General features: G+C 60.2%; 25 protein-coding genes. 16 read left to right on the top strand and 9 right to left on the bottom strand.

What is annotated here, in order from left to right; genetic code table 11:
* Window positions 1-139: 139 nt before the first annotated feature.
* The 11 genes from Q0O19_RS04025 (at window position 140) to Q0O19_RS03975 (ending at window position 11653) form a co-directional block, all read left to right on the top strand.
* Window positions 140-1330, top strand: coding sequence for an MFS transporter (locus Q0O19_RS04025; RefSeq protein WP_295520279.1), 1191 nt, complete (start codon window positions 140-142; stop codon window positions 1328-1330).
* A 75-nt stretch (window positions 1331-1405) separates the two neighbouring features.
* Entirely contained in the window at window positions 1406-2674 is a 1269-nt protein-coding gene (locus Q0O19_RS04020) for a lipoprotein-releasing ABC transporter permease subunit (RefSeq protein WP_295520277.1), read from the top strand.
* Complete coding sequence (gene lolD, locus Q0O19_RS04015; RefSeq protein WP_295520275.1) at window positions 2667-3362, top strand: lipoprotein-releasing ABC transporter ATP-binding protein LolD; 696 nt, start codon at window positions 2667-2669, stop codon at window positions 3360-3362. The genes Q0O19_RS04020 and lolD overlap by 8 nt, the downstream gene beginning before the upstream one ends.
* A 25-nt stretch (window positions 3363-3387) precedes the next feature.
* On the top strand, window positions 3388-4233 hold the full coding sequence (locus Q0O19_RS04010; RefSeq protein WP_295520273.1) for a TatD family hydrolase: 846 nt from the start codon (window positions 3388-3390) through the stop codon (window positions 4231-4233).
* Window positions 4230-5000, top strand: coding sequence for a spermidine synthase (locus Q0O19_RS04005; protein ID WP_295520271.1), 771 nt, complete (start codon window positions 4230-4232; stop codon window positions 4998-5000). Before Q0O19_RS04010 ends, Q0O19_RS04005 begins: the two co-directional genes overlap by 4 nt.
* A 149-nt stretch (window positions 5001-5149) precedes the next feature.
* The gene (locus tag Q0O19_RS04000) at window positions 5150-5638 is read left to right on the top strand and encodes a tripartite tricarboxylate transporter TctB family protein (RefSeq protein ID WP_295520270.1); all 489 of its coding nucleotides are present in this window, start codon (window positions 5150-5152) and stop codon (window positions 5636-5638) included.
* Window positions 5639-5651: 13 nt separating this feature from the next.
* Window positions 5652-7163: a tripartite tricarboxylate transporter permease gene (locus tag Q0O19_RS03995; protein WP_295520269.1), complete on the top strand. Its 1512-nt coding sequence runs from the start codon at window positions 5652-5654 to the stop codon at window positions 7161-7163.
* 169 nt (window positions 7164-7332) lie between these two features.
* Window positions 7333-8307 carry a tripartite tricarboxylate transporter substrate binding protein gene (locus tag Q0O19_RS03990; protein ID WP_295520267.1) on the top strand — a complete coding sequence of 325 codons (975 nt, stop codon included), beginning with the start codon at window positions 7333-7335 and terminating at the stop codon, window positions 8305-8307.
* Between the two features lies 1 nt (window position 8308).
* On the top strand, window positions 8309-9931 hold the full coding sequence (locus Q0O19_RS03985) for a gamma-glutamyltransferase family protein (RefSeq protein ID WP_295520266.1): 1623 nt from the start codon (window positions 8309-8311) through the stop codon (window positions 9929-9931).
* Entirely contained in the window at window positions 9931-10836 is a 906-nt protein-coding gene (locus tag Q0O19_RS03980; RefSeq protein ID WP_295520264.1) for a DMT family transporter, read from the top strand. Before Q0O19_RS03985 ends, Q0O19_RS03980 begins: the two co-directional genes overlap by 1 nt.
* 16 nt (window positions 10837-10852) lie before the next feature.
* The gene (locus Q0O19_RS03975; protein WP_295520263.1) at window positions 10853-11653 is read left to right on the top strand and encodes an SDR family oxidoreductase; all 801 of its coding nucleotides are present in this window, start codon (window positions 10853-10855) and stop codon (window positions 11651-11653) included.
* Between the two features lie 13 nt (window positions 11654-11666).
* Here the strand turns inward: Q0O19_RS03975 and Q0O19_RS03970 are convergent, their stop codons facing one another.
* Window positions 11667-12566 carry a DMT family transporter gene (locus tag Q0O19_RS03970; protein WP_295520262.1) on the bottom strand — a complete coding sequence of 300 codons (900 nt, stop codon included), beginning with the start codon at window positions 12564-12566 and terminating at the stop codon, window positions 11667-11669.
* Window positions 12567-12687: 121 nt separating this feature from the next.
* Here Q0O19_RS03970 and Q0O19_RS03965 point away from each other — a divergent pair, with 121 nt between their 5' ends.
* Entirely contained in the window at window positions 12688-13671 is a 984-nt protein-coding gene (locus Q0O19_RS03965; RefSeq protein ID WP_295520260.1) for a quinone oxidoreductase, read from the top strand.
* Window positions 13672-13761: 90 nt separating this feature from the next.
* Here the strand turns inward: Q0O19_RS03965 and Q0O19_RS03960 are convergent, their stop codons facing one another.
* From Q0O19_RS03960 to Q0O19_RS03945, 4 genes are all read right to left on the bottom strand, one after another.
* Entirely contained in the window at window positions 13762-14910 is a 1149-nt protein-coding gene (locus tag Q0O19_RS03960) for an aminotransferase class V-fold PLP-dependent enzyme (protein WP_295520258.1), read from the bottom strand.
* Between the two features lie 96 nt (window positions 14911-15006).
* Complete coding sequence (gene lspA / locus Q0O19_RS03955) at window positions 15007-15513, bottom strand: signal peptidase II (protein WP_295520256.1); 507 nt, start codon at window positions 15511-15513, stop codon at window positions 15007-15009.
* Between the two features lie 31 nt (window positions 15514-15544).
* Complete coding sequence (gene ileS / locus Q0O19_RS03950) at window positions 15545-18520, bottom strand: isoleucine--tRNA ligase (protein ID WP_295520254.1); 2976 nt, start codon at window positions 18518-18520, stop codon at window positions 15545-15547.
* Between the two features lie 117 nt (window positions 18521-18637).
* On the bottom strand, window positions 18638-19675 hold the full coding sequence (locus Q0O19_RS03945; RefSeq protein WP_295520252.1) for a bifunctional riboflavin kinase/FAD synthetase: 1038 nt from the start codon (window positions 19673-19675) through the stop codon (window positions 18638-18640).
* Between the two features lie 181 nt (window positions 19676-19856).
* Between Q0O19_RS03945 and Q0O19_RS03940 the strand changes: the two genes are divergently transcribed.
* On the top strand, window positions 19857-20414 hold the full coding sequence (locus tag Q0O19_RS03940) for an HNH endonuclease (protein ID WP_295520250.1): 558 nt from the start codon (window positions 19857-19859) through the stop codon (window positions 20412-20414).
* Between the two features lie 65 nt (window positions 20415-20479).
* Here the strand turns inward: Q0O19_RS03940 and Q0O19_RS03935 are convergent, their stop codons facing one another.
* Together Q0O19_RS03935 and Q0O19_RS03930 are read right to left on the bottom strand one after the other, a co-directional pair.
* Window positions 20480-21595, bottom strand: a complete 1116-nt coding sequence (locus tag Q0O19_RS03935) for an acyl-CoA dehydrogenase family protein (protein ID WP_295520248.1) — start codon at window positions 21593-21595, stop codon at window positions 20480-20482.
* Window positions 21596-21605: 10 nt separating this feature from the next.
* Window positions 21606-22787 carry an acyl-CoA dehydrogenase family protein gene (locus Q0O19_RS03930; protein WP_295520246.1) on the bottom strand — a complete coding sequence of 394 codons (1182 nt, stop codon included), beginning with the start codon at window positions 22785-22787 and terminating at the stop codon, window positions 21606-21608.
* Between the two features lie 117 nt (window positions 22788-22904).
* Here Q0O19_RS03930 and purN point away from each other — a divergent pair, with 117 nt between their 5' ends.
* The gene (purN, locus tag Q0O19_RS03925; protein WP_295520245.1) at window positions 22905-23507 is read left to right on the top strand and encodes a phosphoribosylglycinamide formyltransferase; all 603 of its coding nucleotides are present in this window, start codon (window positions 22905-22907) and stop codon (window positions 23505-23507) included.
* On the opposite strand, the gene Q0O19_RS03920 is transcribed toward purN, so the two are convergent.
* On the bottom strand, window positions 23477-23713 hold the full coding sequence (locus Q0O19_RS03920; RefSeq protein ID WP_295520244.1) for a DUF1653 domain-containing protein: 237 nt from the start codon (window positions 23711-23713) through the stop codon (window positions 23477-23479). The genes purN and Q0O19_RS03920 overlap by 31 nt on opposite strands.
* Before the next feature lie 51 nt (window positions 23714-23764).
* Here Q0O19_RS03920 and Q0O19_RS03915 point away from each other — a divergent pair, with 51 nt between their 5' ends.
* Together Q0O19_RS03915 and Q0O19_RS03910 are read left to right on the top strand one after the other, a co-directional pair.
* Window positions 23765-25063: an RsmB/NOP family class I SAM-dependent RNA methyltransferase gene (locus Q0O19_RS03915; RefSeq protein ID WP_295520242.1), complete on the top strand. Its 1299-nt coding sequence runs from the start codon at window positions 23765-23767 to the stop codon at window positions 25061-25063.
* A gap of 112 nt (window positions 25064-25175) precedes the next feature.
* Window positions 25176-26387 carry a fatty acid desaturase gene (locus Q0O19_RS03910; protein ID WP_295520241.1) on the top strand — a complete coding sequence of 404 codons (1212 nt, stop codon included), beginning with the start codon at window positions 25176-25178 and terminating at the stop codon, window positions 26385-26387.
* Between the two features lie 99 nt (window positions 26388-26486).
* Here Q0O19_RS03910 and rpmG read toward each other — a convergent pair whose 3' ends face one another.
* Entirely contained in the window at window positions 26487-26657 is a 171-nt protein-coding gene (gene rpmG, locus Q0O19_RS03905; protein WP_295520305.1) for a 50S ribosomal protein L33, read from the bottom strand.
* Window positions 26658-26660 lie beyond the last annotated feature (3 nt).

Raw genomic sequence — 26660 nt, 5'->3', positions numbered from 1 at the left:
TTGGAATCCTCTGATTCAAGAGGGCATGCCTAGGGGTCAAGGACAAGATCCCCGGCCGAGATAGGTCTGTCACCCAACCGGTCCATGCGCAGGGCTTCAAAGGCACAATGGCTTGCACCTCGAAAGAACCGGAGACAAGATGAAAGAAACCCCCTACGCCTGGGTGATGGTTTGGGCCACCTTTGTGTGCCTGGCGCTGATCTTTGGGGTGTCGTACTCGTTTGCGGCATTTTTTGAGTCGTTCGCCGCCGAGTTCTCGGCGAAGCGGGCCGATGTGTCCTGGATTTTTGGTCTGTCGGGCTTTGTCTACTTTGTGTTCGGTGCGGGCGGCGGCATGTTGGCCGACCGTTTTGGCCCACGCATCGTGTGCTCGGCAGGCATGATCTTGATGGCGGTGGGCCTGCTGGCCACCAGCTGGGCAACTTCTTTGTGGGCGGTGTATCTCAGTTACGGCTTGTTGGTGGGCCTGGGCATTGCGCTGGTCTACACCCCCTCGATTGCCAGCGTGCAACCTTGGTTCACCACCCGCAGGGGACTGGCGGGGGGCATTGCCAGCTCGGGCGTTGGCGCAGGCACTTTGCTGGTCCCCGTGCTGGTGGCCATGGCGATTGGACCCATACCCTGGCGCGAAGCCATGCAACTGCTGGCCTTGGTGGTGTTGCTGCTGGGGCTTTTGGCAGCAGGGTTGCTGCGTCGCGCCCCAGGGGTACAGGCCACCTCGGGTGCGGGCGGCGGCTCCTCCTCAGGCTTGAGTTTGCGCGAAACGCTGCGAACCCCGACCTTCCGCTGGCTGTACCTGGCCACCGTGCTGGCCTCCCCCGTGATGTTCATTCCTTTTGCCCATGTATCGGCTTCGGCGCGTGATTTGGGTTTGGGCGAAGCCTTTGCGGTGGGGCTGGTGGGTTTGATTGGCGTGGGCAGTTTGGTCGGGCGCTTTGCCATTGGTTGGCTGGCCGATCGGCTGGGCCGCGCGCAGACCCTGGTGCTGATGCAGTTGTCCATGGGTGCGTCGTATCTGTTGTGGGGTGCGGCGGGTGGGCAGGGCCTGTTGGTGGTGTTTGCACTGTGGTTTGGGCTGAGCTATGGCAGCATCGTGTCGCTTTTGCCGGCCATTTGCATGGATTACTTTGGCGGCAAGTCGGTGGCCAGCGTGGTGGGAACGCTTTACAGCGGTGCGGCCTTTGGCAATTTGCTGGGACCGGTGCTGGCCGGTGCCGTCTTCGACGTGAGCGGTCATTATCTGGGTGTGATGGCCGTTTGCGGCGTGTTGTCCTTGAGCGCCACTTGGGCGTCACGCCAAATGCAGCGCAGCGGGCTAGCCAGGTACTGAGCGACCCAGGCCCCTGCGAGTGCTGCGGACCCGTCTATTTTTGGGGGCACGGTTGATTGGTCACAATAGCGGCTTATGGCTTTTTTCAAAAACATTCCTTACGAGCTGGTGCTGGGTTGGCGCTACACGCGCGCAGGCCGTGCCACTCGGCGCAACGGCTTCATTTCCTTTATTTCGGGCGTGTCCATGTTGGGCATCGGCTTGGGTGTGGCAGCCCTGGTCATCGTGCTGAGCGTCATGAATGGGTTTCAAAAAGAAGTCCGCGACCGCATGCTCGGTGTGGTCTCGCACATTGAGGTGTATGCCACAGACGGTGCAGCCGTGACCGATATGCCAGCACTGTTGGCCCGAATGAAAGCGCATCCGCAGGTGCTGGGCGCTGCGCCTTTCATCACCGCCCAAGCTTTGCTGGCACGGGGGGAAGACATGAAAGGTGTGCTGGTTCGCGGCATTGACCCGGTGCTGGAACCCGAGGTCAGTGATCTGTCAAGCGACACCCAAGCGTGGGTGTTGATGGGGCTCAAACCCGGCGAGTTCAGCCTGGTGCTGGGCCGTGACCTGGCCAACAACTTGGGCCTGCAAAGCGGAGACCCGGTGACGCTGGTGTCTCCATCGGGCCAAGTCACCCCGGCCGGGGTCATGCCGCGCATGAAGCAAATGGGTGTGGTGGGCACTTTTTCTTCCGGACATTACGAGTACGACTCGGCCCTGGCGCTCATGCATGTCGCGGATGCTGCACGCATGTTCCGGCTGGAGGGCCCCAGTGGGGTGCGCCTGAAATTGCGCGATTTGCATCTGGCCCGCGAGGTGGCGCGTGATCTGCAGCGGGACCTGGGGCCACAGTTTTTTGTGCGCGACTGGACCCAGCAAAACAAGACCTGGTTTGCTGCTGTGCAGGTTGAAAAACGCATGATGTTCATCATCCTCACGCTCATCGTGGCGGTGGCGGCTTTCAACTTGGTGAGCACCTTGGTGATGACGGTGACCGACAAGCGCGCCGACATCGCGATCTTGCGCACGCTGGGGGCCAGCCCGCTCAGCATCATGGGTATTTTTGTGGTTCAAGGGGCGACAGTGGGGGTGATCGGCACCATGGGTGGTTTGGGGCTGGGCCTGTTGGTGGCTTTTAACATCGATGTCATCGTGCCCGCCCTGGAAACGCTGTTCAACGCCAGCTTCTTGCCGCGCGACATCTATCTGATCAGTCGCATGCCCAGCGAGCCGCTGGCCAGTGACATTGGGCCGGTGGCGATCATCGCTTTGGTGTTGGCTTTTGTGGCCACGCTCTACCCCAGCTGGCGCGCCAGCCAAGTCAACCCGGCAGAGGCGCTGCGCTATGAATGACATGACAAGCCCGGTGGTGCTGAGCGCCCAAGGCCTGACCAAGCGCTTCACCGAAGGACGGCTGGACGTGACCGTCCTGCAAGGCGTCGACCTGGCTGTGCACGCGGGCGAAACCCTCGCTATCGTGGGCGCTTCGGGCTCGGGCAAAAGCACCTTGCTGCATTTGCTGGGCGGTCTGGATGCGCCGACTCGGGGCAGCGTGCAGCTGCAGGGGCAAGGGCTCTCGGACTTGAGTGCTGCCGAGCAAGGCCAGTGGCGCAACCGCTGTTTGGGGTTTGTGTACCAGTTTCACCATTTGCTGCCCGAGTTCAGCGCCATGGACAACGTGGCCATGCCCTTGTGGATTCGCCGCCAAGACCGCAGCGAAGCTGCAGCCGTGGCCACGGCTTGGCTGCAGCGTGTGGGCTTGGGTGAACGACTTCAGCACAGGCCTTCTGAATTGTCGGGTGGCGAACGTCAGCGTGTCGCGCTGGCCCGAGCTTTGGTGAATGACCCGGCCTGTGTGCTGGCCGACGAGCCCACTGGCAATCTGGACCGTGAAACCGCCGACGGTGTGTTCGCGATGATGTTGCAACTGGCCCGTGAGCGCGGCACCGCTTTTGTGGTGGTCACGCACGACCAAGCCCTGGCCGCGCGCTGCGACCGGCAGCTGCACCTGGTCAAAGGTGTGCTGCAAGCGCCTGTTTGAGCCAGCGTGAGAATGGACCTGCGGCATGTGGATTGACACGCACTGCCACCTGGACGCAGCCGAGTTTGACGCCGACCGCGATGCGGTGCGTCAAGCTGCCCGCCAGGAAGGGGTGACGCGCTGCGTGATTCCTGCGGTTCAGGCGGCGCACTGGCCTCAAGTGGCACAACTGGCCGAACGCCATGGAGACGCCTACGCTTTGGGCATTCACCCTTTGTATGTGCCGCATGCGCATGTGGCAGATTTGTTGGCGCTGGACTTGGCCTTGACCGATCGGCGCGATGACCCGCGCCTGGTGGCGGTGGGCGAGATCGGTTTGGACTTTTTTGTGCCGCAACTGTGCACACCCGACATGCGCAAGCGCCAATGGTTTTTTTACACCGCGCAACTGAAGTTGGCCCAAAAGCACAGCTTGCCCGTCGTCTTGCATGTGCGGCGCTCGGCCGATTTGTTGCTCAAAGGCTTGCGCCAGTGCCGCATCGCTTCAGGCATCGCGCACGCTTTCAATGGCAGCGCACAGCAAGCACTGGCTTTTGTGGACATGGGTTTTGCGTTGGGCTTTGGCGGCACCCTGAGTTACGAGCGTTCTTTGCGGTTGCGACGCCTGGCCTGCGATCTGCCACTGAGCGCTTTGGTGCTGGAAACCGATGCGCCCGACATCCCGCCGCAATGGCTTTACCAAACCGCCGAGCAACGCGCGAAAGGTGCAGTTCAAGGGCGCAACAGCCCGGCACAATTGCCGCGCATTGCGCAGGTGTTGGCCGAGTTGCGGGGGCTGTCGCTGGCCGATCTGGCCCAAGCCACCTGCGCCAATGCCTGCCGCGTGCTGCCCAAGTTGGCCCATGGGCCTCTGTACCATCTGCCCCCATGACCCGAAAAAAAGCCGCTGTTTCCAGCCTTGAGTTGCCCGAAGTCAATTTCTCCGAAGACGGCGAGATCCGTTACCTGCATCTGGGCACCGAGTGGATTCAGGGCTCGATGTTCCTGGACCGCCCCTTCGACATTGAGCTGGAATATGTGCAGCGCATGTTTGCCTGGCTCTTGTTCTTCCCGCCTGGCGAGGTCAAGGGCGCACACGCCATGCAGCTGGGTTTGGGCGCAGGCACCATCACCAAGTTTTGCTACAAAAAACTCAAGATGACCTGCACCGCTGTGGAACTGAACCCCGGTGTGCTGCACGCTTGCCGGGGCTGGTTCCGCCTGCCACTCGACGACGAACGCTTACGCGTGGTGCTGGCCGATGCGTCGCTGGAAATCCAAAAAGACGAATGGCGCGGCACGGTCGACGCCCTGCAAGTGGATTTGTACGATGAACAAGCGGCAGCGCCGGTGCTGGACACCCCCGATTTCTACCGCCACTGCCGTGAGCTGTTGGCGCCTCAAGGCTGCATGACGGTCAACCTGTTTGGTCGCTCTTCGAGCTATGACGAGAGCGTGGAAAAAATATGCGCCGCCTTTGGCGAAGACGCCGTCTGGGCCTTCAAACCCACCCGAGAGGGCAACGCCATTGTGTTGGCGCAACGCACGGCCAGCCGACCTTCGCGCGAAGACATGGCCCAGACAGCCGCCGCTTTACAAGCCCAATGGGGGTGGCCCGCTTCTTTGTGGCTCAAGGTGTTCAAGCCCTTGGTCAAATGAGTGGCGCCCACCTCAAAGTCCTTTGAGGTGGGCCAGAAACTCAGGGTAAACCATGTGTTTTTAGTCGCCAAAACATAGGTGTAACCCACATCCACAAAACCGGATTGTTCACGCAGAATCTCGTCAACTCAAACCAGAGGAGATTTCTCGTGAACATCAAGAGTCAGAAAGACTTTTTTGCCGGGCTGTTTTACACCGTTGCAGGTGCAGCCTTTGCCTATGGCGCCACCAACTACTCCGTGGGCACTGGGGCTCGCATGGGCCCCGGTTACTTTCCCTTGTTGCTGGGCTCATTGCTGGCACTGATCGGTGCGTTCGTCATGTTCAAGGCGCTGACGGTCGAGACCTCAGACGGTGACAAAATCGGTTCATGGGCCTGGAAGCCCCTTGTCTTCATCATTGCCGGCAACGTGTTGTTCGGTATCTTGCTGGCGGGTTTGCCCAGTATGGGCTTGCCCGCCATGGGTTTGATCGTTGCGATCTTTGGGACCACCTTGGTGGTCAGCTTGGCGGGTGACACTTACAAGCTCAAAGAAGTCTTGATTTTGGCCACGATCCTGTCGATCGGCTGCTACTGTGCTTTTGTGCTTTTGCTCAAGTTGCAGTTCCCCGTCTGGCCTACCTTCATCACCGGTTGAGGAGAAATAATTCATGGAACTGTTTGACAACCTTGCGCTCGGTTTTGGGGTGGCGTTCACCTTGCAAAACCTGCTTTACGCTTTCCTTGGCTGTTTGCTCGGCACTTTGATCGGTGTGTTGCCTGGTGTGGGCCCTGTGGCCACCATCGCCATGCTCTTGCCCGCCACCTATGCGCTGCCCCCTGTGGCTGCGCTGATCATGTTGGCCGGTATTTACTACGGTGCCCAATACGGCGGGTCGACCACCGCGATTTTGGTCAACTTACCCGGGGAAGCCTCATCGGTCGTGACCATGATCGACGGTTACCAAATGGCCCGCAAAGGCCGTGCCGGCCCCGCTTTGGCGGCAGCTGGATTGGGGTCGTTTTTCGCCGGTTGTGTCGGCACTTTGATCCTGGCGGCATTCGCAGCCCCCTTGACCGAAGTGGCTTTCAAGTTCGGCCCCGCCGAATACTTCTCCTTGATGGTCTTGGGCCTCATCGGCGCGGTGGTGTTGGCCTCGGGCTCGCTCATCAAGGCGGTGGGCATGATCGTGTTGGGCTTGCTGATGGGCTTGATCGGCACCGACGTGAACTCGGGTGTGGCACGTTTCAGCTTCGATATTCCTGAGTTGACCGACGGCGTGGGCTTCATCGTGATCGCCATGGGCGTGTTCGGTTATGGCGAAATCATCTCCAACCTGTCCAAGCCTGAGGAAGACCGCGAAGTTTTCACGGCCAAAGTCACGGGTTTGTTGCCCACTGGCGAAGACTTCAAGCGCATGGTGCCTGCTGTCTTGCGCGGTACTTTCTTAGGTTCCGCTTTGGGCATCTTGCCCGGTGGCGGCGCTTTGCTGGCGGCCTTTGCGGCCTACACCATCGAGAAGAAAACCAAGCTGTCTGCAGGTGAAGTGCCTTTTGGTCAAGGCAACATCCGCGGTGTGGCAGCCCCTGAATCGGCCAACAATGCCGCTTCGCAAACCTCTTTCATTCCTTTGTTGACGTTGGGCATTCCACCCAATGCGGTGATGGCTTTGATGGTGGGTGCGATGACGATCCACAACATCCAGCCTGGCCCTCAGGTGATGACGAGCAACCCCGAGTTGTTCTGGGGCCTGATCGCCTCGATGTGGATTGGCAACGCCATGCTCATCATCTTGAACCTGCCTTTGATTGGCATCTGGATCAAGTTGTTGTCGGTGCCTTACCGTTGGTTGTTCCCGGCCATCGTGTTGTTCTGTGCGATCGGTGTGTATTCCACCAACAACAACACCTTCGACATCTGGATGGTGGCGATGTTTGGTGTGATTGGCTACGGTTTCATCAAACTGGGCATGGAGCCTGCACCCTTGCTGCTGGGCTTCATTTTGGGCCCGATGATGGAAGAAAACCTGCGCCGCGCCATGTTGCTCTCGCGTGGTGACTGGAGCGTGTTTGTGACGCGTCCTTTGTCGGCCAGCTTGTTGGCCGCGGCGGTGCTTCTTTTGATCATTGTGGCTTTGCCATCGATCAAGTCCAAACGCCAAGAGGCTTTCGTCGAAGAGTGAGTTCGGATTGTCCTCTCGCTCAAAACGGCCTCCTTGGAGGCCGTTTTTGCTTGAGGCGGCCTCGCCTGCGTTGCCCATGGTCTTGTCACTTGGGCGCAGCCAAAACAGCGCAGCTCTGTGAGAATTCGAAGAGCAATCAAGTGGATGGATCCCCGACAGGAGTGTTGAAATGCAAAAAAGAAATTGGCTTCGTGGCGCGTGCGCGCTCACGCTGGCTCTGGCAGGGCTGGGCCTGGTTCAGGCGCAGTCTTATCCCACCAAACCTGTGCGGCTGATCGTGCCCTTTCCGGCCGGTGGCGCAACCGACTTGTTTGCCCGCACGCTGTCGCAAAAGCTCAGCGAGAAAATGGGCACCTCTTTGGTGGTCGAAAACCGCCCCGGTGCAGGCGGCACCTTGGGCTCAGACCTGGTGGCAAAGGCCCAGCCTGATGGCTACATCTTGTTGCTGGCCACATCGAGCACGCACTCGATTGGTCCCAACCTCAACCCCCGGATGCCCTATGACGCGGTGAAAGACTTCACCCCCATCAGCCAGGTGGGCAATGCGCCGAGCATCATGTTGGTGCCCAACAGTTCACCCGCAAAAACCGTCAAGGAATGGATCGACTACGCCAAAAAGAATCCGGGACGCCTGAATTACGCATCGAGTGGCAATGGCACCATCGTTCAATTGACGGCCGAACTGTTCAAGGCGCAAGCCGAGTTGTTTGTCGTTCATATCCCTTACAAGGGCACGGCCCTGGCCATTCCCGATCTGGTCAGTGGCAAGGTGGATGTGCTGTTTGACAGCTTGCCCACAGGCTTGCCCCACGTGCGCGACGGCCGTTTGCGCGCGCTGGGCGTGACCTCGCTCAAAGCCACGCCCTTGGCCCCTGGGGTCCCGCCGATCGCCGATGTGCTGCCCGGTTACGAATCCAACACCTGGTTTGGTCTGTTTGGTCCCAAAGGCTTGCCGGCCGATGTGGTGAGCCGGGTCAACACCGCCGCCAACCAGGTGCTGCAAGACCCTGAGGTTCTCGATAAGCTTCAGCGTTTCGGCATTGAACCGGTGGGCGGCACACCTGCGCAATTCACCACCATGCTGGCGAAGGAATCGGCCAAATGGAAAAAGACCATCACTGAACGCAAGATCACATTGGACTGACATGAACTTCGATTACCAGTTCCCCTACACCAGCACCCGCTTGCCGCTGTTTGCGCGCAACGTGGTGTCCACCTCCCATCCTCTGGCCGCCCAAGCGGGCTTGCGCATGATGCTCAAGGGCGGCAACGCGGTCGATGCCGCCATCGCTGCTGCTGCCGTCCTCACCTTGACCGAGCCGGTGAGCTGCGGATTGGGTTCGGACGCGTTCGCGATTTTGTGGGACGGCAAAGAACTGCACGGCCTCAATTCATCCGGCCCAGCCCCTGCCACCTGGACGCCCGAGTACTTTCACCGCAAGTACGGTCAAGATGCCAAGACACCCCCCAAGCGCGGGTTTGACTCGGTCACCGTGCCCGGTGCAGTGGCCTGTTGGGTGGCCTTGAATGAGCGTTTTGGCAAACTGCCTTTCGCCGATTTGTTGGAGCCCGCCATTGAGGTGGCCGAACGCGGTTATTTGATCCCGGTGGTGGTGCAGCAAAAATGGGCCGCTGCCACGCCCGAGCTGCAGTCGCAACCGGGCTTTGCACAAAGCTTTTTGCCCTGGGGCCGTGCACCCCAAGTGGGTGAGTTGTTCCAGTTCAAAAACGCAGCGCGGGGCCTCAAAGCCATTGCCGCGACCAAGGGCCAAGCGCTTTACGGCGGTGAGATTGCCGAAGCGATCGAGCGCTTTGCCAAAGACAACGGCGGCAGCATCACCGCCAAAGACCTGGCCGACTTCAAGCCCGAATGGGTCAAGCCCATGGCGCAGGACTACCGGGGCTACACCCTGCACGAGATTCCGCCCAACGGCCAAGGCATCGCCGCGCTGATCGCTCTGGGCATCTTGTCTCACTTCGACCTGGCCAGCCACAAGGTGGACAGCGCCGACTCGCAGCACTTGCAGATCGAGGCCATGAAGCTGGCCTTTGCCGACGTGTACCGCTACGTGGCCGATCCGCGCTTCATGGAATTGCCGCCTGAGCAAATGCTGGACCCGGCTTATTTGGCCGGCCGCGCCAAGTTGATTGACATGAAAAAGGCGCAAGACTTCAAGGCCGGCAACCCGGTCAAAGGCGGCACGATTTACCTGACGGCGGCCGATGAAAGCGGCATGATGATCAGCTTCATCCAGAGCAACTTCATGGGCTTTGGTTCCGGCGTGGTGGAGCCCACTTACGGCATCAGCTTGCAAAACCGGGGCCACGGTTTCAGCACCGATGTGCAAGGCCCCAACCCCGCCAATTTGGTCTTGCCTGGCAAGCGGCCTTTCCAAACCATCATCCCTGCCTTTTTGACCCAAGACGGCCAGCCGGTGATGAGCTTCGGCGTGATGGGCGGCAACATGCAGCCTCAAGGCCACATGCAAACCCTGGTGCGCATGCTCGACTACGGCCAAAACCCCCAAGCCGCATGCGATGCACCCCGTTGGCGCTTCAACACAGGCCTGAACATCAACGTTGAAGCCGCCATGAACGGGGCCACTGTGCAAGAGTTGATCGCCCGTGGCCACCAGCTGGACGTCATCAACGACTCCTATCAGGACTTTGGCGCGGGCCAGTTCATCTGGCGCATGGGCGATCCGTCTGTCGAGGGATACCAAGCCGCCAGCGACCCGCGCCGCGATGGGCAGGCCGTCGGCTTTTGATGCAGGTCAGCCACCCGTCGAAGATGACCTCGGGCCTGCTGCTGGCGGCGGCAGGCTCGATCGCCTTCAGCGGCAAGGCCATCATCGTCAAACTGGCTTACCGCCATGGCGTGGACGCGGTCACCCTCCTGATGTACCGCATGCTGTTTGCGCTGCCCTTGTTCTTGCTCATGGCTTGGTGGGCGGGGCGGGGCAAGGACCCGCTCACACGGCGTGACTGGCTGGGTGTGATTGGTTTGGGCTTTTGCGGCTACTACCTGTCGAGTTTTCTGGATTTTTGGGGCTTGGAGTTTGTCAGTGCCTCGTTGGAGCGGCTGATCTTGTACCTCAACCCCACGCTGGTGCTGGTGCTGGGTTGGGTGCTGTTCAAAAAGCGCATCACCACTCGCCAAGCGGTGGCCATGGCCATCAGCTACGCCGGTGTCTTGCTGGTGTTCGGGCACGAGGTCACTCTGGCGGGCGCGAATGTCGCCTTGGGCGCCTTGCTGGTGTTCACCAGCGCCTTCACCTATGCGCTGTACATGACTTACAGCGGCCAGTTGGTGCAGCGCCTGGGTTCCTTGCGGCTGGCGGGTTTGGCCACCACGGTGGCGTGCTTTTTTTGCCTGCTGCAGTTTGCCCTGCTCAGGCCCTGGGAAGCCGCCTTGGTGCCCGAGCCGGTACTCTGGTTGTCGGTGCTCAACGCCACGGCTTGCACAGCGTTGCCGGTGTTGCTGGTCATGATGGCGATTGAGCGCATCGGTCCGGGGCTGACGGCGCAGACGGGCATGATCGGTCCCATGTCCACCATTTCGATGGGGGTGTTGATTTTGGACGAGCCGTTCAACGCGTGGATCGTTGCTGGCACTGGCCTGGTGGTCAGTGGTGTGTTTTGGGTGACGCGGCCAGCGGGCCGCACAAATTAACTTTCGGGAGATTGACATGGATTTGGGCATTGCAGGCAAATGGGCTTTGGTGGGTGGCGCGAGCAAAGGCTTGGGCTGGGGTTGTGCGCGCGCCTTGGCGCTCGAAGGCGTGAACGTGGTCATGGTAGCCCGTGGTGCCGAGGTGCTGAACAAGGCGGTGGATGACCTGCGACTTGAGACCGGTGGCCAAGTCCAATTGATTGCGGTGGCACAAGACATCACCACCGAAGCCGGGCGCGAAGCCATTTGGAACGTGGCAGGTGGCCCCGGCCAAGACTACGACATCGTGGTCACCAACGCGGGTGGCCCGCCCCCCGGCGATTTCCGCGACTGGGACCGTGAGGCCTGGATCAAGGCGATTGACGCCAACATGCTCACGCCCATCGAGCTGATCAAAGCCACGGTGGACGGCATGGCCGCTCGCGGCTTTGGCCGCATTGTGAACATCACCTCCAGCTCGGTGAAATCGCCCATCGATGTGCTGGGCTTGTCCAATGGCGCCCGCAGTGGCTTGACGGGTTTTGTGGCCGGCACCTCGCGCAGCAAGATCGCGGGCCAAGGCGTGACCATCAACAACCTGCTGCCCGGCAAGTTCGACACCGACCGCATCCGTTCGACTTTGCCCGCCATGGCGCAAAAGCAGGGCAAAACCGTGGAAGAAATGCGCGCCATTCAGCAAGCGCAAATCCCGGCCGGGCGCTACGGCAACCCGCAAGAGTTTGGTTCGATTTGCGCCTTCTTGTGCAGCCAGCACGCGGCTTACATGACGGGGCAGAACGTGTTGGCCGATGGTGGGGCTTATCCAGGGACTTATTGAACTTCAGAGGGTGTCATGGCCGCGATGACACCCAAATCCCGCCCCCAATCAGCGCAAAGGCCACAGCATGGTAGAGATGCGGCAGCTCGCCCAAAAAGGCGGCCGAGAAGATGGCCGCAAAGAGCGGCGTGAGGTTGGCAAAAAAGCCGGCCACCGCTGGCCCTGCCTGCTGGATACCCAGGCCCCAGCAGCGGTAGGCCAGCACGGCCGGACCCACCGCCACAAAGGCCAAGGCACTCACCAGAGGCCATCCCCAGGTGATCTGGGCATCGGTCAGGCCCCATTCCAGACCGGCGAACAGCCCAGACCAAGCCAGCCCGAAAACCACTTGCGCCAGCAAAAAGGCGGCCCAGTCGTTGCGGATGGTTTCGGGCTCGTCTTTGCGGCTGAGCAGCCAGCTGTACCAAGACCACGAAGCCACCGCCAGCAAAATGAACAAATCGCCGGTGACCAGACGAACCGCCATGAGTTGCGCCCAATCGCCCCGGGACATGACCACCAAGACCCCAAAAATGGACAGTACGGCGCCTTGAACTTGAGCGCGGCGAACGGGGGCCTGGAAGAAAAGTGCCCCGATGGCCAGCATCCAAAACGGCCCACTGGCGGCGACCAGCGTCACGTTCAGAGGCGTGGAGGTTTGCAACGCCAAGTACTGTAGCGCGTTGTAGCAACCTACGCCCAACAAACTGAGCAAAGCGAAACGCCGCCAATGCGACCACAGGCCACTGCCCGGGCGCAGCACCTTCCAGGCCAGCGGCAGCAAGATGAACAGCGCCACGAACCAGCGAAGAAAGTTGAGCGTGATGGGCGGGACCAGGTCGGTGACCAGGCGACCGATCACCGCATTGCCCGCCCACATGAGCGGCGGCACGGTCAGCAGCAAGGCCGTGGCGAGAGACAGTTTTTGGGGCATGGGGCACTGTAGCGGCGTTCGGGTTTTCCCGCTGTCGCCAAACTGTCCCCGACGCACACCTTGGCATGAGTTTCGTGGCAAAGTCAGGCATCTATTGTTTTTACCTCTTACGGAGAAACCCATGAGCCTTGCAGTCCAGATCGACCAAAACGGTGGTCCCGAAGTCATGAAACTGGTCGATGTGACCGTGGGCGAGCCCGGCCCCGGCGAGATCCGCATCCGCCACAAGGCCATCGGCCTGAACTTCATCGACGTTTACCAGCGCAGCGGCCTGTACCAGTTGCCCATGCCCCTCAAATTGGGCATGGAAGCTTCGGGTGTGGTTGAAGCCGTGGGCGAGGGCGTCATGCACCTGAAAGTGGGCGACCGCGCCGCCTATGCCAGCCAGCCCCCCGGCAGTTACTGTGAAGTTCGCGTCATGCCCGCCAAGTGCGTGTGCAAGCTGCCCGATGCCATCTCCTTCGAGACCGGTGCGGCCATGATGCTCAAGGGCTTGACCGCTCAGTACCTCCTCAAGCGCACCTTGCCCCAAGGCGGCATCCAAGCCGGTGACTTTGTGCTCTTCCACGCCGCAGCGGGTGGTGTGGGCCTGATTGCTTGCCAGTGGGCCAAGGCGCTGGGCCTGCGCCTGATCGGCACCGCGGGCAGCGACGCCAAGTGCGCATTGGCCTTGGCCAATGGTGCCGAGTTTTGCATCAACTATTCGACCGACGACTTCCAGGCCAAAGTCAAAGAGATCACCGGTGGCAAGGGCGTCAAAGTGGTTTACGACTCGGTGGGCAAAGACACCTGGGACAAGTCGCTTGATTGCTTGGCCCCGTTTGGCTTGATGGCCAGCTTTGGCAATGCATCTGGCCCAGTGGCTCCGTTCGCACCCGGCATCCTTGGTCCCAAGGGTTCGATCTACGTGACGCGCCAGACCCTGTTTAGCCACATCACCACCCGCGAAAGCACGCAAGAGATGGCCGACGATTTGTTCGAAGCGGTGACCAGCGGCAAGGTCAACATCCACATCGACCAAACCTTCCCGCTGGCGAACATTCAAGATGCGCACACTGCACTGGAAGCCCGCAAAACCACGGGTTGCACCATCATCACGTTGTGATCGGGATCGCTGGCCTTGTCCAGCGCAGGCCCAAATGAAAAACCGCTGCCCAGAAGGGCAGCGGTTTTTTTGTGGGGCGTTGGGTCCGAATCAGGCCGCCAACTTGGCCTTGGGTGCGAGGGTCTCCAAGGCATCGCTCAGTTGTTGCAGCGTGCGCGGGACTTGGTGCCATTTGTCCAAGCCGAACAGGCCCATGCGGAAGGTCCGGAAATCGGCAGGCTCATCGCACTGCAGGGGCACACCTGCGGCGGTTTGCAGGCCCAGCGCCAGGAATTTCTTGCTGCTCTGAATCTCGGGGTCGGTGGTGTAACTGACCACCACGCCGGGGGCTTCAAAGCCGGGCGCGGCCACGCTGGGGAAGCCGTGCTCCAAGAGCAAGGAGCGCACTTGACGACCCAGTGCCATTTGCTCTTCGCGTACTTTGGCAAAGCCGTAGGCTTCGGTTTCCAACATGGTTTCTTGCAGACGCTGCAGTGCGTCTGTGGGCAAGGTGGTGTGGTACATGTGGGCACCACTCTCGTAGGTTTCCATGACCTGGAGCCACTTTTTCAGGTCCATCGCAAAGGTGGTGCTGGTGGTGCTGTCGATCGCTTGGCGCGCGCGCTCACTCAGCATGACCATGGCACAGCAAGGTGAGCTGCTCCAGCCTTTTTGGGGGGCGCTGATCAGCACATCCACGCCCGTGGCTTGCATGTCCACCCACATGGCGCCTGAGGCAATGCAATCGAGCACAAACAGGCCGCCTACCGCGTGCACCGCATCGGACACGGCTTTCAAGTAATCGTCGGGCAGGATCATGCCGGCCGAGGTTTCGACGTGCGGGGCAAACACCAGCGCGGGTTTTTCAGCAGCAATCGCGGCTTTGACTTCCTCGATCGGGACAGGTGCCCAAGCAGCCTGTGAGCCCGTGGCAATGCGGCGGGCCTTGAGCACGCTGTGGCTTTTGGGAATCTGGCCCATGTCAAAAATTTGCGTCCAGCGGTAGCTGAACCAGCCATTGCGGATCACCATGACATGTTGGTTGGTGGCGAACTGGCGTGCCACCGACTCCATGCCAAATGTGCCGCTGCCGGGGACCAAGGCGACCGAATGTGCACCGTAAACGGTTTTGAGCATGCGCGAGATGTCGGTCATCACGCCGCCAAAGCGCTTGGACATGTGGTTCAGTGCGCGGTCGGTGTAGACCACCGAAAACTCGAGCAGACCATCGGGGTCAATGTGAGGTAACAAGCCGGGCATGGAGTGTCTCCGTGTTTTTGAGTCAGGGCGTGAGCATAACCGAGATCACCAAAGGTGGTGGCAATGGGCCTGAGGCGCATCCCGCAGAATCGGGACTCAGCGTCCGCGCCGCACCCGCAATATTTCGTCCAGGATCAGCAAGGCCGCGCCCACGCTGATGCCCGCATCGGCCACGTTGAAGGCCGGGAAATGCCAGGTGCCCCAGTAAAAGTCCAAAAAGTCGACCACGTAGCCATGCAGCAGGCGGTCCACCACGTTGCCAATCGCCCCGCCCAAAATCAGGGCAATCGCCAAGCTGAAGAGTTTTTGGCCCGCGTGCGAACGCAGCATCCAGACCATGAAGATGGCCGCGAAAACGCCGATGCCTGTGAAGAACCAGCGCTGCCAACCACCCGCACCGGCCAAAAACGAAAAAGCCGCGCCGTGGTTGTGGACCCGCACCAAGTTGAAAAATGAGGTGATTGGCGTGCTGTCACCCAGCTGAAATGCCCCCAACACCAGCACCTTGGTGAACTGGTCGAGCAGCAGCACCAGCAGGGCAATGCCCAACCAGATGGCCAAGTTGGCGGAACCACTTTTGCCGAATTTTTTGGAGCTGGCCATGGGTTTGCCTTGTTCTTGCCTGATTGGGGGGTCAGGCGATGTGACGGGTTTCGCCCGTGCCGTGCAGGTTGCTCACGCAACGGCCGCAAATGGCAGGGTGAGCGGTATCGTGGCCCACATCGTCGGCATAGTGCCAGCAGCGCTCGCATTTCACAGCCTGGCTGGCGGCCACTCGCACCACCAGTGCATCCCCCGCTTGCAAAGTCACTTTGGAGGTAATGAACACGAACTTGATGTCTGCGCCCAGGCTCGCCAGCAAGGCGTGGTCTGCGGCAGGCGCAGTCAAGGTGATTTCAGCTTGCAGCGATGCACCCACCTGGCCTGTAGTCCGCAGGTTTTCGATGTCCTTGTTCACCAGATCGCGGATTTCGCGGATGCGGGTCCACTTGGTCAGCAGCGCGCTGTCCGCTGTGCCGAAATTGGTGAAGGTTTCCATGAAGATGGACTCGGAGTGGCCGAAGGTGCTCCAGGCCTCCTCGGCCGTGAAGGACAGGAAAGGCGCCATCCAGCGCAACATGCCGTGGGTGATGCGGTACAGCGCAGTTTGTGCACTGCGGCGGGCCAGGCTCTTGGGGGCGGTGGTGTACAGGCGGTCTTTCAGCACGTCCAGGTAAAACGCGCCCAGGTCTTCCGAGCAGTAGATTTGCAGTTTGGAGACCACCGGGTGGAACTCATAAGCGTCAAAGTGGGCGCGGATATCGGCCTGCAGTTGTGCGGCGCGCGCCAGTGCAAAGCGGTCAATCTCCAACATGTGCTCGTCGGGCACGGTGTCGGTGGCCGGGTCAAAGTCGCTCACGTTGGCCAGCAAGAAGCGCAAGGTGTTGCGGATGCGGCGGTACGCGTCGACCACACGGGCCAGGATTTTGTCGTCGATGTTCAGGTCACCTGAATAGTCGGTCGAGGCCACCCACAGGCGCACGATTTCTGCGCCCAGCTTGCTGGTCACGGATTGGGGGTCTACCGTGTTGCCCAGCGATTTGCTCATCTTGCGGCCCTGGCCATCGGTGGCAAAACCGTGGGTCAGCAAACCCTTGTAAGGGGCGCGCCCATACAAGGCGCAGCCCAGCAGCAGCGAGCTGTGGAACCAGCCGCGGTGCTGGTCGTGGCCTTCGAGGTAGAGGTCAGCCTCGGGGACTTCGTTGTGGGGTGAAGCGTGGAAGGGTGCGCGGTGGTTCACGCCAAAGTTGTAAGCGTCTTTGTGGCTGCCGCGCAGCACATGTTGGAAGGTGGAGCCGGAGTCGAACCAAACTTCCAGGATGTCGGTGCTCTTGGTGTAGTGGGGTGCATCGGCTGCGCCCAAAATCTCTTCCACCGTCACGCGGCTCCAGGCTTCGATGCCGCCTTTTTCCACAATGTCAGCGGCCTGGTCCAGGATGGCCATGGTGCGCGGGTGCAGCTCGCCGCTGTCCTTGTGCAAGAAAAAGGGCACTGGCACGCCCCATGAACGCTGGCGCGAGATGCACCAGTCGGGTCGGTTGGCGATCATGTCGCGCAGCCGGGATTGGCCGTTTTCGGGGTAGAACTGGGTTTGCTCAATGGCATCCAAGGCCAGCTGGCGCAAGGTTTTGGAGGCTTTGTCTGTCGTGAACACACCCTCGCCCTCGTCCATGCGCACAAACCATTGGGCGGCTGCGCGGTAGATCACGGGCGTCTTGTGGCGCCAGCAGTGCGGGTAGCTGTGGGTGATTTCCACCGTGGCCATCAGGCGGTCGCTTTGGCCCAGCACCTCGATCACGCGGGCACAGGCTTTCCAGATGTGCTGGCCACCGAAAAAAGGCAACTCGGGGGCGTAAACGCCATTGCCCTGCACCGGGTTCAGGATGTCGTCGTATTTCAGGCCGTGGGCCACGCAGGCGTTGAAGTCATCCACGCCGTAGGCGGGGGACGAATGCACGATGCCGGTGCCGTCGGTGGCGGTCACGTAGTCGGCCAAGTACAGCGGCGATGTGCGGCGGTAGCTGTATTCACCACCTTGACCTTCGCCACCTTGACCTTCGCCACCTTCGCCTTCGCCACCTTCGCCTTCGGCCACAGTGTCGTACAGCGGGTGGCGGAACACCAGGCCGCGCAGTTTTTCGCCCACAGCGGTGGCGATCACAGCGCCTTGCAGCTTGTAGCGCTCCAGGCATTTCTCGACCAGGCTGGCGGCCAAAATCAGCACGCCTCGGGGGGTGTCCACCAGGGCGTATTCCAGCTCGGGGTGGGCATTCAGGGCCTGGTTGGCCGGGATGGTCCAGGCGGTGGTCGTCCAAATGACGGCAAAGGCTTTTTTTGCACCGTCGCCAGGCAGCTGAGGCAGGCCAAATGCAGCGGCCAGGGCGCCCGCGTTGTCGGTTTCAAAGGCCACGTCCAGCGTGTCGCTCTTCTTGTCGGCGTATTCGATCTCGAACTCGGCCAGCGACGAGCCGCAGTCAAAGCACCAGTAAACAGGTTTCAGGCCCCGGTAGACAAAGCCGCGCTCGATCACGCGCTTGAAGGCGCGGATTTCACCTGCTTCGTTGGCGAAGTCCATGGTGCGGTAGGGGCGTTCCCAGTCGCCCAGCACGCCCAGGCGTTTGAAGTCTTCCCGCTGCTGGCCGATCTGCTCAGTGGCAAAAGCGCGGCTTTTGGCCTGCATCTCGTCGCGGCTCAGGTTGCGGCCATGCAGTTTTTCGATGGCGTTTTCGATCGGGAGGCCGTGGCAGTCCCAGCCGGGGATGTATTGCGCGTCAAAGCCCGCCAATTGCTTGGATTTGACGATGGTGTCCTTGAGCACTTTGTTCAGGGCATGGCCGATGTGCAGTTTGCCGTTGGCGTAGGGTGGGCCATCGTGCAGCACAAACAGCGGGGCATCCTGACGGGCAGCACGCAGTTTTTTGTACAGCCCGCCTTCGTTCCAGTCATTCACCCAATTCGGCTCGCGCTTGGGCAAGTCGCCGCGCATGGGAAAGGGGGTGTCCGGCAGGTTCAGCGTGGCGCGGTAGTCGGTGCTGGCAGCAGTCTTGGCGGGTTGGTTGTGTTCAGACATGAGAGGAATCCGGGGGCGCAGCCTTCAAAGCCGCTGGGAGAAAAAGGTGGGCTGTGCACATCGCCCGAGGGGGTGGGGCAAAAGCATGGCCAGGTGGGGTGCCGGGACGCGTGAGCGTCAAATTCGGTCGCGGGTGGTTTGGCGGCTGGTTTCACCGTGGCGGGATGCAAACCACGCCAGCGCGTCCTCACAGTCTTTGGCGATGCCCTTTGTCAGGGCCTCTAGACCGTCGTATTTGAGCTCGTCGTGTAGTTTGTGCAGCAGATCCACGCGGACGATTTTACCGTAGCCCCCCTCGGCACCCAGATCGGCCGGCCAGTCAAAGGCATGGGTCTCCAGCAGCACGCGACCGCCGTTGACATCGCTGGGGTCCAGCGAGGGACGGATGCCCAAATTGGCCACACCCCGCAAAGGCTGTGGCGACAGGCCATGGACCTGGACCACAAAGATGCCACTCGCGGCAGGTTTCCAGTGCGAAAAACGCAAATTGAGGGTGCGAAAGCCGTCACCTTTACCTTTAGAAGTGGCGGCCAACTCGCGCCCCAGCTTGCGCCCGTGCACCACATGGCCACTGATGCTGTAAGGGCGGCCCAGCAAGGCCGAGACGTCGGACATGCGCCCTAGGTTCAATGCCTCACGCACGGCTGAACTGGACACACGCAGGCCATGCACTTCATAACTGTTCATGCGGGCCACATCAAAGCCCAGGCGTTGACCCGCCGCGTCCAGCATGGCGTAGTCGCCCGCCCGTTTGGCCCCAAAGCGGAAATCATCTCCCACCAAGACATAGCGCACACCCAAACCCTGCAGCAGCACCTGCTGGATAAAGTCTTCGGGCAACTGTCTGGCCAGACGGGCGTCAAAGGGCAGCACCACGACCTGGTCGACCCCACAGCGCGCCAACTCCTGCAATTTGTCGCGCAAGGTGGCGATGCGGGCTGGCGCCAAATCGGGCTGGCTCAGGCTCTTGGCAAAGTAGTCGCGCGGGTGGGGCTCGAAGGTCATGACACAGCAGGGCACGCCCCGGTGCGCCGCTTCGCTGCGCAGCAGCGCCAGCATGGCTTGGTGACCGCGGTGCACACCGTCAAAATTGCCGATGGTCAAGGCGCAGGCGGGGGCCAGCTCTGGGTGAAGAAAACTGCGAAAAACCTTCATGTTGCGTCTGGGCGTTGGGTCTTGGACAGAAGGCTTTGGACCTGTGTCATGGTGTTGAACAATCTAGAGGTTATATTGTGACCGAGCCCGATCCTCTTCAGCCGCGGCCAAATGCCCAGCTGGCCTGGACCGAGACAGTCCCTTCCTTTTCAGTGCTTGCATCTGTTGTCAGGAGTCGCGTGTGAAGGTCTTGAAACTCTCTGCCCAAGGGCTGCCTCAGTCGTGGATCACACTGGAGCAAGCGGTCACACATTACGCCGCCAACGAGGTGCGATGGGAGGCGGGTTGCCAAGTGGCCGTTTTCCACGGCGGGCACAACGCGGTCACGGGAGAACAGTCGGTGATTGCCGTCAACAGCATCATCGGCACCCAAGGCGTGCCCCGCATCAACCCCTTCGATTTGTGCTCGGGTTTGACCAATCCCAAATTGTTTGCGCGAGACCGCAGTGTGTGCGCTTATTGTGGATGCACTTTCCATGAGTCGGTCTTGACGCGTGAACACATTGTTCCTGTGAGCCAGAAGGGACCGGACCACTGGATGAATGTCGTGACCGCTTGCCGCTCCTGCAACCACCGCAAAAGCAGCCGCACGCCCGAACAAGCCAACATGCCCTTGCTGTACGCGCCTTATGTGCCCAGCCTGTGGGAAGACTTCATCCTGCGCAACCGCCGCATCCTGAGTGACCAGATGGAGTTTTTGATGGCCCATGTGCCCAAAACCTCCCGCTTGCTGGTGTGACAAGACCCTCTGGCGCAACAAAACAGGGCCCCGCAGGGCCCTGTTTCTTTGGTGGGTGAACCTTGTCAGGCAAAAACGCCTGCCGTCTCCTGCATGCGGGCTGACACCTCGCCCAGCTGGTGCAAGGTGTCGCCAAAACTCATGTCCAGTTGCGTCAATTTCTTGAAGTAGTGGCTCACGATGTACTCATCGGTGACGGCAATGCCGCCGTGCAGTTGCACCGCTTGCTGGCCGATGAAGCGCATGGACACCCCCAGCTGGTACTTGGCGCGGGCCAAAGCGCGGCGGCGTTCGTCAGCAGGTGCGTGCAGTTTGAGGCTGGCGTAATAGCTCATGGAGCGGCCCAGCTCCAGCTGCATTTTCATGTCGGCCACGCGGTGGCGCAGGGCCTGAAAGCTGGCGATGTTCACGCCAAACTGCTTGCGGGTGTTCATATAGTCAACGGTGATGGCCAAGGTCTTGTCCATCACGCCCACCGCTTCGGCGCAGGCGCAGGCGATGCCGATGTCGACAGCTTCTTCCAATGCGGTCAAGCCGTCCAGGGTGATCAGCTGGGCTGGGGCTTGTTTCAGCACCACTTCGGCAGCGCGAGAGCCGTCTTGCGTGCCATAGGCCTGGGTGCTCACACCGATGGCGTTGCGCTCCACCAAAAACAAAGCCATCTGCCCGTTCACGTTGGCAGGCACCACAAAGGCATCGGCCTGGTCGCCCACGGCCACCACGCTCTTGGTGCCTGTGACGGACCATACACCACCCGATTCGGTGGCCTGTGCGCCGCAACGGCTCAGTTGGTAGCGTGCAACACGCTCTTGCTGCGCCAGCACGACGATGGCTTCGCCTGCAGCCATGCGCGGCAGCCAAGCGGCTTGCAGGGCGGTTGGTGCGTGGGTTTGCAGCGTGGCACTGCAAATCAAGGTTTGCGTCAGGGGTTCGAGCACGATGCCGCGCCCGAGCTCTTCCATGGTGACCATGGCTTCGGTGGGGCCCATGCCCATCCCGCCGTGGTTTTCGCTCACATACAGGCCCGTCAGGCCCAGTTCGGCCATTTCGCCGTAGGCGGCGCGGTCAAATCCCCCAGCGGCGACGATGGCGCGGCGGCGGTCAAAGTCGTAGCCCTTGTCCACCCATTTGCGTACCGCGTCGCGCAGTTGTTCTTGGTCGTCAGAAAAATCGAAATCCATGTGTCTCTCCTTAACCCAGAACTGTCTGGGCGACGATGTTGCGTTGCACTTCGTTGCTGCCGCCGTAAATGGTGGTCTTGCGCATGTTGAAGTAGTTGGCTGCCAGTGGCGCGTTGGCCACCACACCGCCGGGGAAGTGGCCTTGCCAACCTGCGTCCATGGCTTCGAAGATGAAGGGCAGGGCAAAGGGGCCGGCGGCTTGCATCATCAGCTCCGAGTAGCGCTGCTGGATTTCGCTGCCCTTGATCTTCAAGAGGCCGGCGATATCGAGTGAATTTTTACCGGACTTTTCGGCCGACAGGACGCGCAGCACCAGCATCTCCAGCGCCACGATGTCCACTTCGAGCTTGGCGATCTCGTCACGGAAACGCAGATCGTCGTAAACGCCTTCGGCTTTGGCGATGCGCTTCAAGCGCTCCAGTTCGCGCTTGGCGCGGTTCACATCGGCGATGTTGGTGCGCTCGTGGGCCAACAGGTGCTTGGCGTAGTTCCAACCCTTGTTTTCTTCACCGACCAGGTTTTCGGCGGGCACTTCGACGTTGTCAAACCAGACTTCGTTGACCTCGCACTCGCCGTCGAGCAACTTGATGGGGCGCACAGTGATGCCGGGCGACTTCATGTCGATCAGCAAAAAGGAAATGCCCGTTTGCGGCTTGCCTTCGGTGCTGGTGCGCACCAAGCAGAAGATCCATTCGCCGTACTGGCCCAAGGTGGTCCAGGTTTTTTGGCCATTGACGATGTATTTGTCGCCCACGCGTTCAGCGCGGGTTTTGAGCGAGGCCAGGTCCGAGCCAGAGCCCGGCTCGCTGTAGCCCTGGCTCCACCAGACTTCGCCGCTGGCGATGCCGGGCAAAAAGCGCTGCTGCTGCTCAGCGTTGCCAAAAGCCATGATCACCGGGGCCACCATCACCGGACCGAATGGCACGACGCGGGGGGCACCGGCCAAGGCGCACTCTTCTTCGAACAAATGCTTTTGCACGGCGCTCCAGCCCGGTCCGCCAAACTGCGTGGGCCAGCCCCAGCCCAGCCAGCCTTTTTGGCCCAAAATTTTGGCCCAACGTTGCATGTCTTCACGCGTCAGGCGCATGGCGCTGTGTACTTTTTGTGAAATGTCAGCGGGCAAGTTGTCCTTGACCCAAGTGCGGATCTCGTCGCGGAAAGCGAGTTCGTCGGGGGTGAATGCCAAGTCCATGAGGTGTTCTCTCAAAATCAAACGGTCGTGCTTTTTATCATGCCCAGCCTGCTCAAGCTTGTCTTTGGTGCGACAAACGCAGGAATACTGCGGCCAGCAGGGATAATCCATCCCCTCATGAGAAACATTGTCATTTTGATTTCGGGCTCGGGCTCCAACATGGCCGCCATCGTGCGTGCGGCAGAGCAAGGTCGATGGTCAGAACGCCTGAGCGTCCGGGTGGCGGCTGTGCTGAGCAACCGGGCCGATGCCCAAGGTTTGGACTTTGCCAAGGCGCATGGGATTTCTACGGCGGTGCTTGACCACAAGGCTTTTGCCAGCCGGGAAGAATTTGATGCCGCTTTGATGGCCGAAATCGATCGGTATGAGGCCGATTTGCTGGTTTTGGCGGGCTTCATGCGCATCCTCACGCCGGGTTTCGTGGCCCATTACGCTGGGCGCTTGCTCAACATCCACCCTTCGTTGCTGCCCGCTTTCCCGGGCCTGAACACGCACCAGCGGGCCTTGGATGCGGGTTGCCGCTTTGCCGGCGCCACGGTGCACCAGGTGACCGCCGAGTTGGACCATGGCGAGATCTTGACGCAAGCGGTGGTGCCGGTGCTCGTCCATGACACCGCCGACACGCTGGCGGCGCGCGTGCTCACGCAAGAGCACTTGATTTATCCGCAGGCGGTCGCTCAGTTTTTGGCTCAGTCGCCCACGCGTGTGAAGCGTGGCTGAACCTGCCCATTGAACTCGCCAACTTCGGCAAACATGGCTGCAGGTCTGACCCAAAGCCCTTGATCGCCATACAAGGCTTGGTACAGCGTCATGGGCTGCAGGTCTTCGCTGTGGCGCACAGTGCCCAGCACGCGGTACTGCCCTCCTTTGTAATGGCGGTAAAGGCCTTGGGGCGTTTCAATCAGGGGGGGCAAATCTTCGGTCATGGATTTTTGTCAGAGGGTTGATGCGGGGCAAGGGTGGGACAATACACCTCTATGCATCCAAAAGCCCTTTTAGACGCCTGTGCCGATTTGGTCAGGCTGGTTCTGCAATTCGAACATCCCGCCGACGCTGTCGTCTCCCGCTATTTTCGTGAACACCGATCATTGGGCCCGCGTGAACGGGCCACCCTGGCCGAAACCGCCTTTGCCGTCTTGCGCAAGAAACTCTTGTTTGAACAGTTGGCCCGATCAGGCTCTGGCCCCAAAGAGCGCAAGTTGGCGATTTTGGGCTTTTTCGGTCCACGCGATTTTCTGGCCTCTGCTCTCAACGACACCGAGAAAAAATGGCTGGCGACTTGCGACGCCATTCCAGACGACGCCTTGATGGCCCCGCACCGGCACAACCTGCCTGATTGGATGGCGCAGGCGCTGCAAGCGCAATTGGGTGACGATTTTTGGGCCTTGGCAGAGCATCTGCAGCAGCCCGGTACGCTGGACCTGCGCGTGAACATGTTCCAGGCCAAGCGCCATGAGGTCCAAAAAGAATTGGCGCAAGCGGGCATTGCCTCTGAGCTGACACCTTATTCCCCTTGGGGCTTGCGGCTGCAAGGCAAGCCCGCGTTGCAGAAAACCGATGCCTTTACCCGCGGCGCGATCGAGGTTCAAGACGAAGGCTCGCAACTGCTGGCCTTGCTGGTCGACGCGCACCGGGGCGAAATGGTGGTGGACTTTTGTGCTGGCGCAGGGGGTAAAACACTGGCACTGGGCGCGGCCATGCGCAGCACTGGTCGCTTGTATGCGTTTGACGTCTCTGGCCACAGACTGGATGCGCTGAAACCTCGCATGGCCCGAAGCGGCTTGTCCAATGTGCATCCAGCGGCCATTGCGCACGAGCGTGATGACCGCGTCAAGCGTTTGGCGGGCAAGATCGACCGGGTGTTGGTCGATGCCCCTTGCTCGGGGTTGGGCACCTTGCGCCGCAACCCTGACCTGAAATGGCGTCAAAAGCCCCAAGCAGTTCAGGAGTTGACCGACAAGCAGTTGGCGATCTTGCAAAGTGCTTCCCGCATGGTCAAGTCGGGCGGGCGGTTGGTGTATGCCACTTGCAGCGTCTTGCCCGAAGAAAACGAGCTGATCGCGCAAGTCTTCAGTGCCGCCAACCCCGATTTCGGGGTCTTGAATGTGGCTCAGGAGTTCGAGCGCTTGAAAGTGCCTGACGCCGTGAGTCTGTGTTCGCCTGCCCCATCTGACATGGCGAATCCCGAGGCCGTGCCGAGCGGCACATTCTTGCGCTTATGGCCCCATCGCCATGCCACGGATGGGTTTTTTGCAGCCGCTTGGGTCAGGAAATAATTGTTTCTAATTCATGTTTTGAGGTTTTGCTCGAAACATCTGTCCTTTTGAGGACGAAAAACTTAAAATTGATAAATTGCCTGAAATCAGGCGTCAGTTGAAAGACAAACTCATGTTGTTGCCGGATTGGGCTTTTTTGGATGCGGTGGTTCATTGGATGGGCCACGGCTTGTTGGACCTTTCTTGGTGGCAGATGGTTTTGATCACCCTCGGGCTGACCCACATCACGATCGCCAGCGTCACAATTTTTTTGCACCGCCATCAAGCGCACAGGGCTTTGGACCTGCATGCCATTCCCTCGCACTTCTTTCGTTTTTGGCTGTGGTTGACCACCGGTCAGGTGACCAAGGAGTGGGCGGCCATTCACCGCAAGCACCACGCCAAGTGTGAGCAAGCCGAAGACCCGCACAGCCCGCACGTGCATGGCATCAAAACCGTGTTGTTCACGGGTGCAGAGCTGTACCGCAAAGAATCAAAGAACCTGGAGACGATCAAGCGGTTCGGCCACGGCACGCCCGACGACTGGATCGAGCGCAACCTGTACTCCCGCTTTTCATGGCAAGGCGTGGCGCTCATGTTGATCATCGATGTGGCTTTGTTCGGCTTCATTGGCCTGACGGTCTGGGCTGTGCAAATGGCCTGGATCCCAATCACGGCTGCAGGCATCATCAACGGTGCTGCCCACTACTGGGGCTACCGCAACTTTGAGGCGCACGACGCCAGCACCAACATTTCGCCCTGGGGCATTCTGATCGGTGGCGAAGAGTTGCACAACAACCACCACACCTACCCCACATCGGCCAAGTTGTCGGTCAAGCCTTACGAATTCGACATCGGCTGGTTGTACATCCGAACCCTTGAAACTTTGGGTCTGGCGACGGTGAAAAAAACACCCCCGCGTTTGGCTTATGGCGATATTCGCCCGGTGGCTGACGAGAAAACGCTGGAAGCCCTGATTGCCAACCGCTACGAAGTCATGGCCGGTTATGCCCGCAATGTGCGTGCAGTGATGCACGAAGAAGCCAGCAAACTCAAACTCGATGCCGATGCCATGCAAACCGCCAAACGCTGGTTGCACCGCGACGCTGCGAAAGTGCCAATGGCGGCCCAAGCACAACTCAAACTCGCCCGTGCGGCCAGCCCAGTGCTCGACAAAATGGTGCAAATGCGCGAAGAGTTGAGTCAAATTTGGCTCAACACCTCCCATTCACGTGAGCAGTTGGCAGATGACTTGCAGGCTTGGTGCCGCCGAGCCGAAGAAAGCGGCATCGCCGCCTTGCGTGACTTCTCTGTGAAGCTGCGGGCTGTTCGACAAGCGACATGATCGTTGCTGGCGCTCAAAACAAAAGGGCCTTCGGGCCCTTTTGTTTTGGGCAACAAAAAACCCGCCAAAGGCGGGTTTTGTGAGAAGGCTCAGGCCGAATTACTTCAGCTTGATTTCCTTGTATGTAACGTGCTTGCGAGCTTTGGGGTCGAACTTCATGATCGACATTTTCTCGGGCATGGTTTTCTTGTTTTTGCTGGTCGTGTAGAAGTGACCAGTGCCAGCTGTGGATTCCAGCTTGATTTTTTCGCGTCCGCCTTTGGTTGCCATGGT

Source organism: Limnohabitans sp. Rim8 (assembly GCF_945869175.1).
Classification (GTDB): domain Bacteria; phylum Pseudomonadota; class Gammaproteobacteria; order Burkholderiales; family Burkholderiaceae_C; genus Limnohabitans_A.
Note: the sequence above shows the minus strand (reverse complement) of the source record. Positions and strands in the feature narration are given on the sequence as shown.

Bases quoted from the DNA above. Each gene is read 5' to 3' on its own strand.
- Q0O19_RS04025 (WP_295520279.1), top strand. From the start codon at position 140: ATGAAAGAAACCCCCTACGCCTGGGTGATGGTTTGGGCCACCTTTGTG.
- Q0O19_RS03990 (WP_295520267.1), top strand. From the start codon at position 7,333: ATGCAAAAAAGAAATTGGCTTCGTGGCGCGTGCGCGCTCACGCTGGCT.
- Q0O19_RS04005 (WP_295520271.1), top strand. From the start codon at position 4,230: ATGACCCGAAAAAAAGCCGCTGTTTCCAGCCTTGAGTTGCCCGAAGTC.
- Q0O19_RS03915 (WP_295520242.1), top strand. From the start codon at position 23,765: ATGCATCCAAAAGCCCTTTTAGACGCCTGTGCCGATTTGGTCAGGCTG.
- lspA (WP_295520256.1), bottom strand. From the start codon at position 15,513: ATGGCCAGCTCCAAAAAATTCGGCAAAAGTGGTTCCGCCAACTTGGCC.
- Q0O19_RS03975 (WP_295520263.1), top strand. From the start codon at position 10,853: ATGGATTTGGGCATTGCAGGCAAATGGGCTTTGGTGGGTGGCGCGAGC.
- Q0O19_RS03970 (WP_295520262.1), bottom strand. From the start codon at position 12,566: ATGCCCCAAAAACTGTCTCTCGCCACGGCCTTGCTGCTGACCGTGCCG.
- Q0O19_RS03945 (WP_295520252.1), bottom strand. From the start codon at position 19,675: ATGAAGGTTTTTCGCAGTTTTCTTCACCCAGAGCTGGCCCCCGCCTGC.
- Q0O19_RS03965 (WP_295520260.1), top strand. From the start codon at position 12,688: ATGAGCCTTGCAGTCCAGATCGACCAAAACGGTGGTCCCGAAGTCATG.
- rpmG (WP_295520305.1), bottom strand. From the start codon at position 26,657: ATGGCAACCAAAGGCGGACGCGAAAAAATCAAGCTGGAATCCACAGCT.
- Q0O19_RS03910 (WP_295520241.1), top strand. From the start codon at position 25,176: ATGTTGTTGCCGGATTGGGCTTTTTTGGATGCGGTGGTTCATTGGATG.
- lolD (WP_295520275.1), top strand. From the start codon at position 2,667: ATGAATGACATGACAAGCCCGGTGGTGCTGAGCGCCCAAGGCCTGACC.
- Q0O19_RS03980 (WP_295520264.1), top strand. From the start codon at position 9,931: ATGCAGGTCAGCCACCCGTCGAAGATGACCTCGGGCCTGCTGCTGGCG.
- Q0O19_RS03960 (WP_295520258.1), bottom strand. From the start codon at position 14,910: ATGCCCGGCTTGTTACCTCACATTGACCCCGATGGTCTGCTCGAGTTT.
- Q0O19_RS03985 (WP_295520266.1), top strand. From the start codon at position 8,309: ATGAACTTCGATTACCAGTTCCCCTACACCAGCACCCGCTTGCCGCTG.
- Q0O19_RS04010 (WP_295520273.1), top strand. From the start codon at position 3,388: ATGTGGATTGACACGCACTGCCACCTGGACGCAGCCGAGTTTGACGCC.
- Q0O19_RS03995 (WP_295520269.1), top strand. From the start codon at position 5,652: ATGGAACTGTTTGACAACCTTGCGCTCGGTTTTGGGGTGGCGTTCACC.
- Q0O19_RS04020 (WP_295520277.1), top strand. From the start codon at position 1,406: ATGGCTTTTTTCAAAAACATTCCTTACGAGCTGGTGCTGGGTTGGCGC.
- Q0O19_RS03930 (WP_295520246.1), bottom strand. From the start codon at position 22,787: ATGGACTTGGCATTCACCCCCGACGAACTCGCTTTCCGCGACGAGATC.
- ileS (WP_295520254.1), bottom strand. From the start codon at position 18,520: ATGTCTGAACACAACCAACCCGCCAAGACTGCTGCCAGCACCGACTAC.
- Q0O19_RS03920 (WP_295520244.1), bottom strand. From the start codon at position 23,713: ATGACCGAAGATTTGCCCCCCCTGATTGAAACGCCCCAAGGCCTTTAC.
- purN (WP_295520245.1), top strand. From the start codon at position 22,905: ATGAGAAACATTGTCATTTTGATTTCGGGCTCGGGCTCCAACATGGCC.
- Q0O19_RS03935 (WP_295520248.1), bottom strand. From the start codon at position 21,595: ATGGATTTCGATTTTTCTGACGACCAAGAACAACTGCGCGACGCGGTA.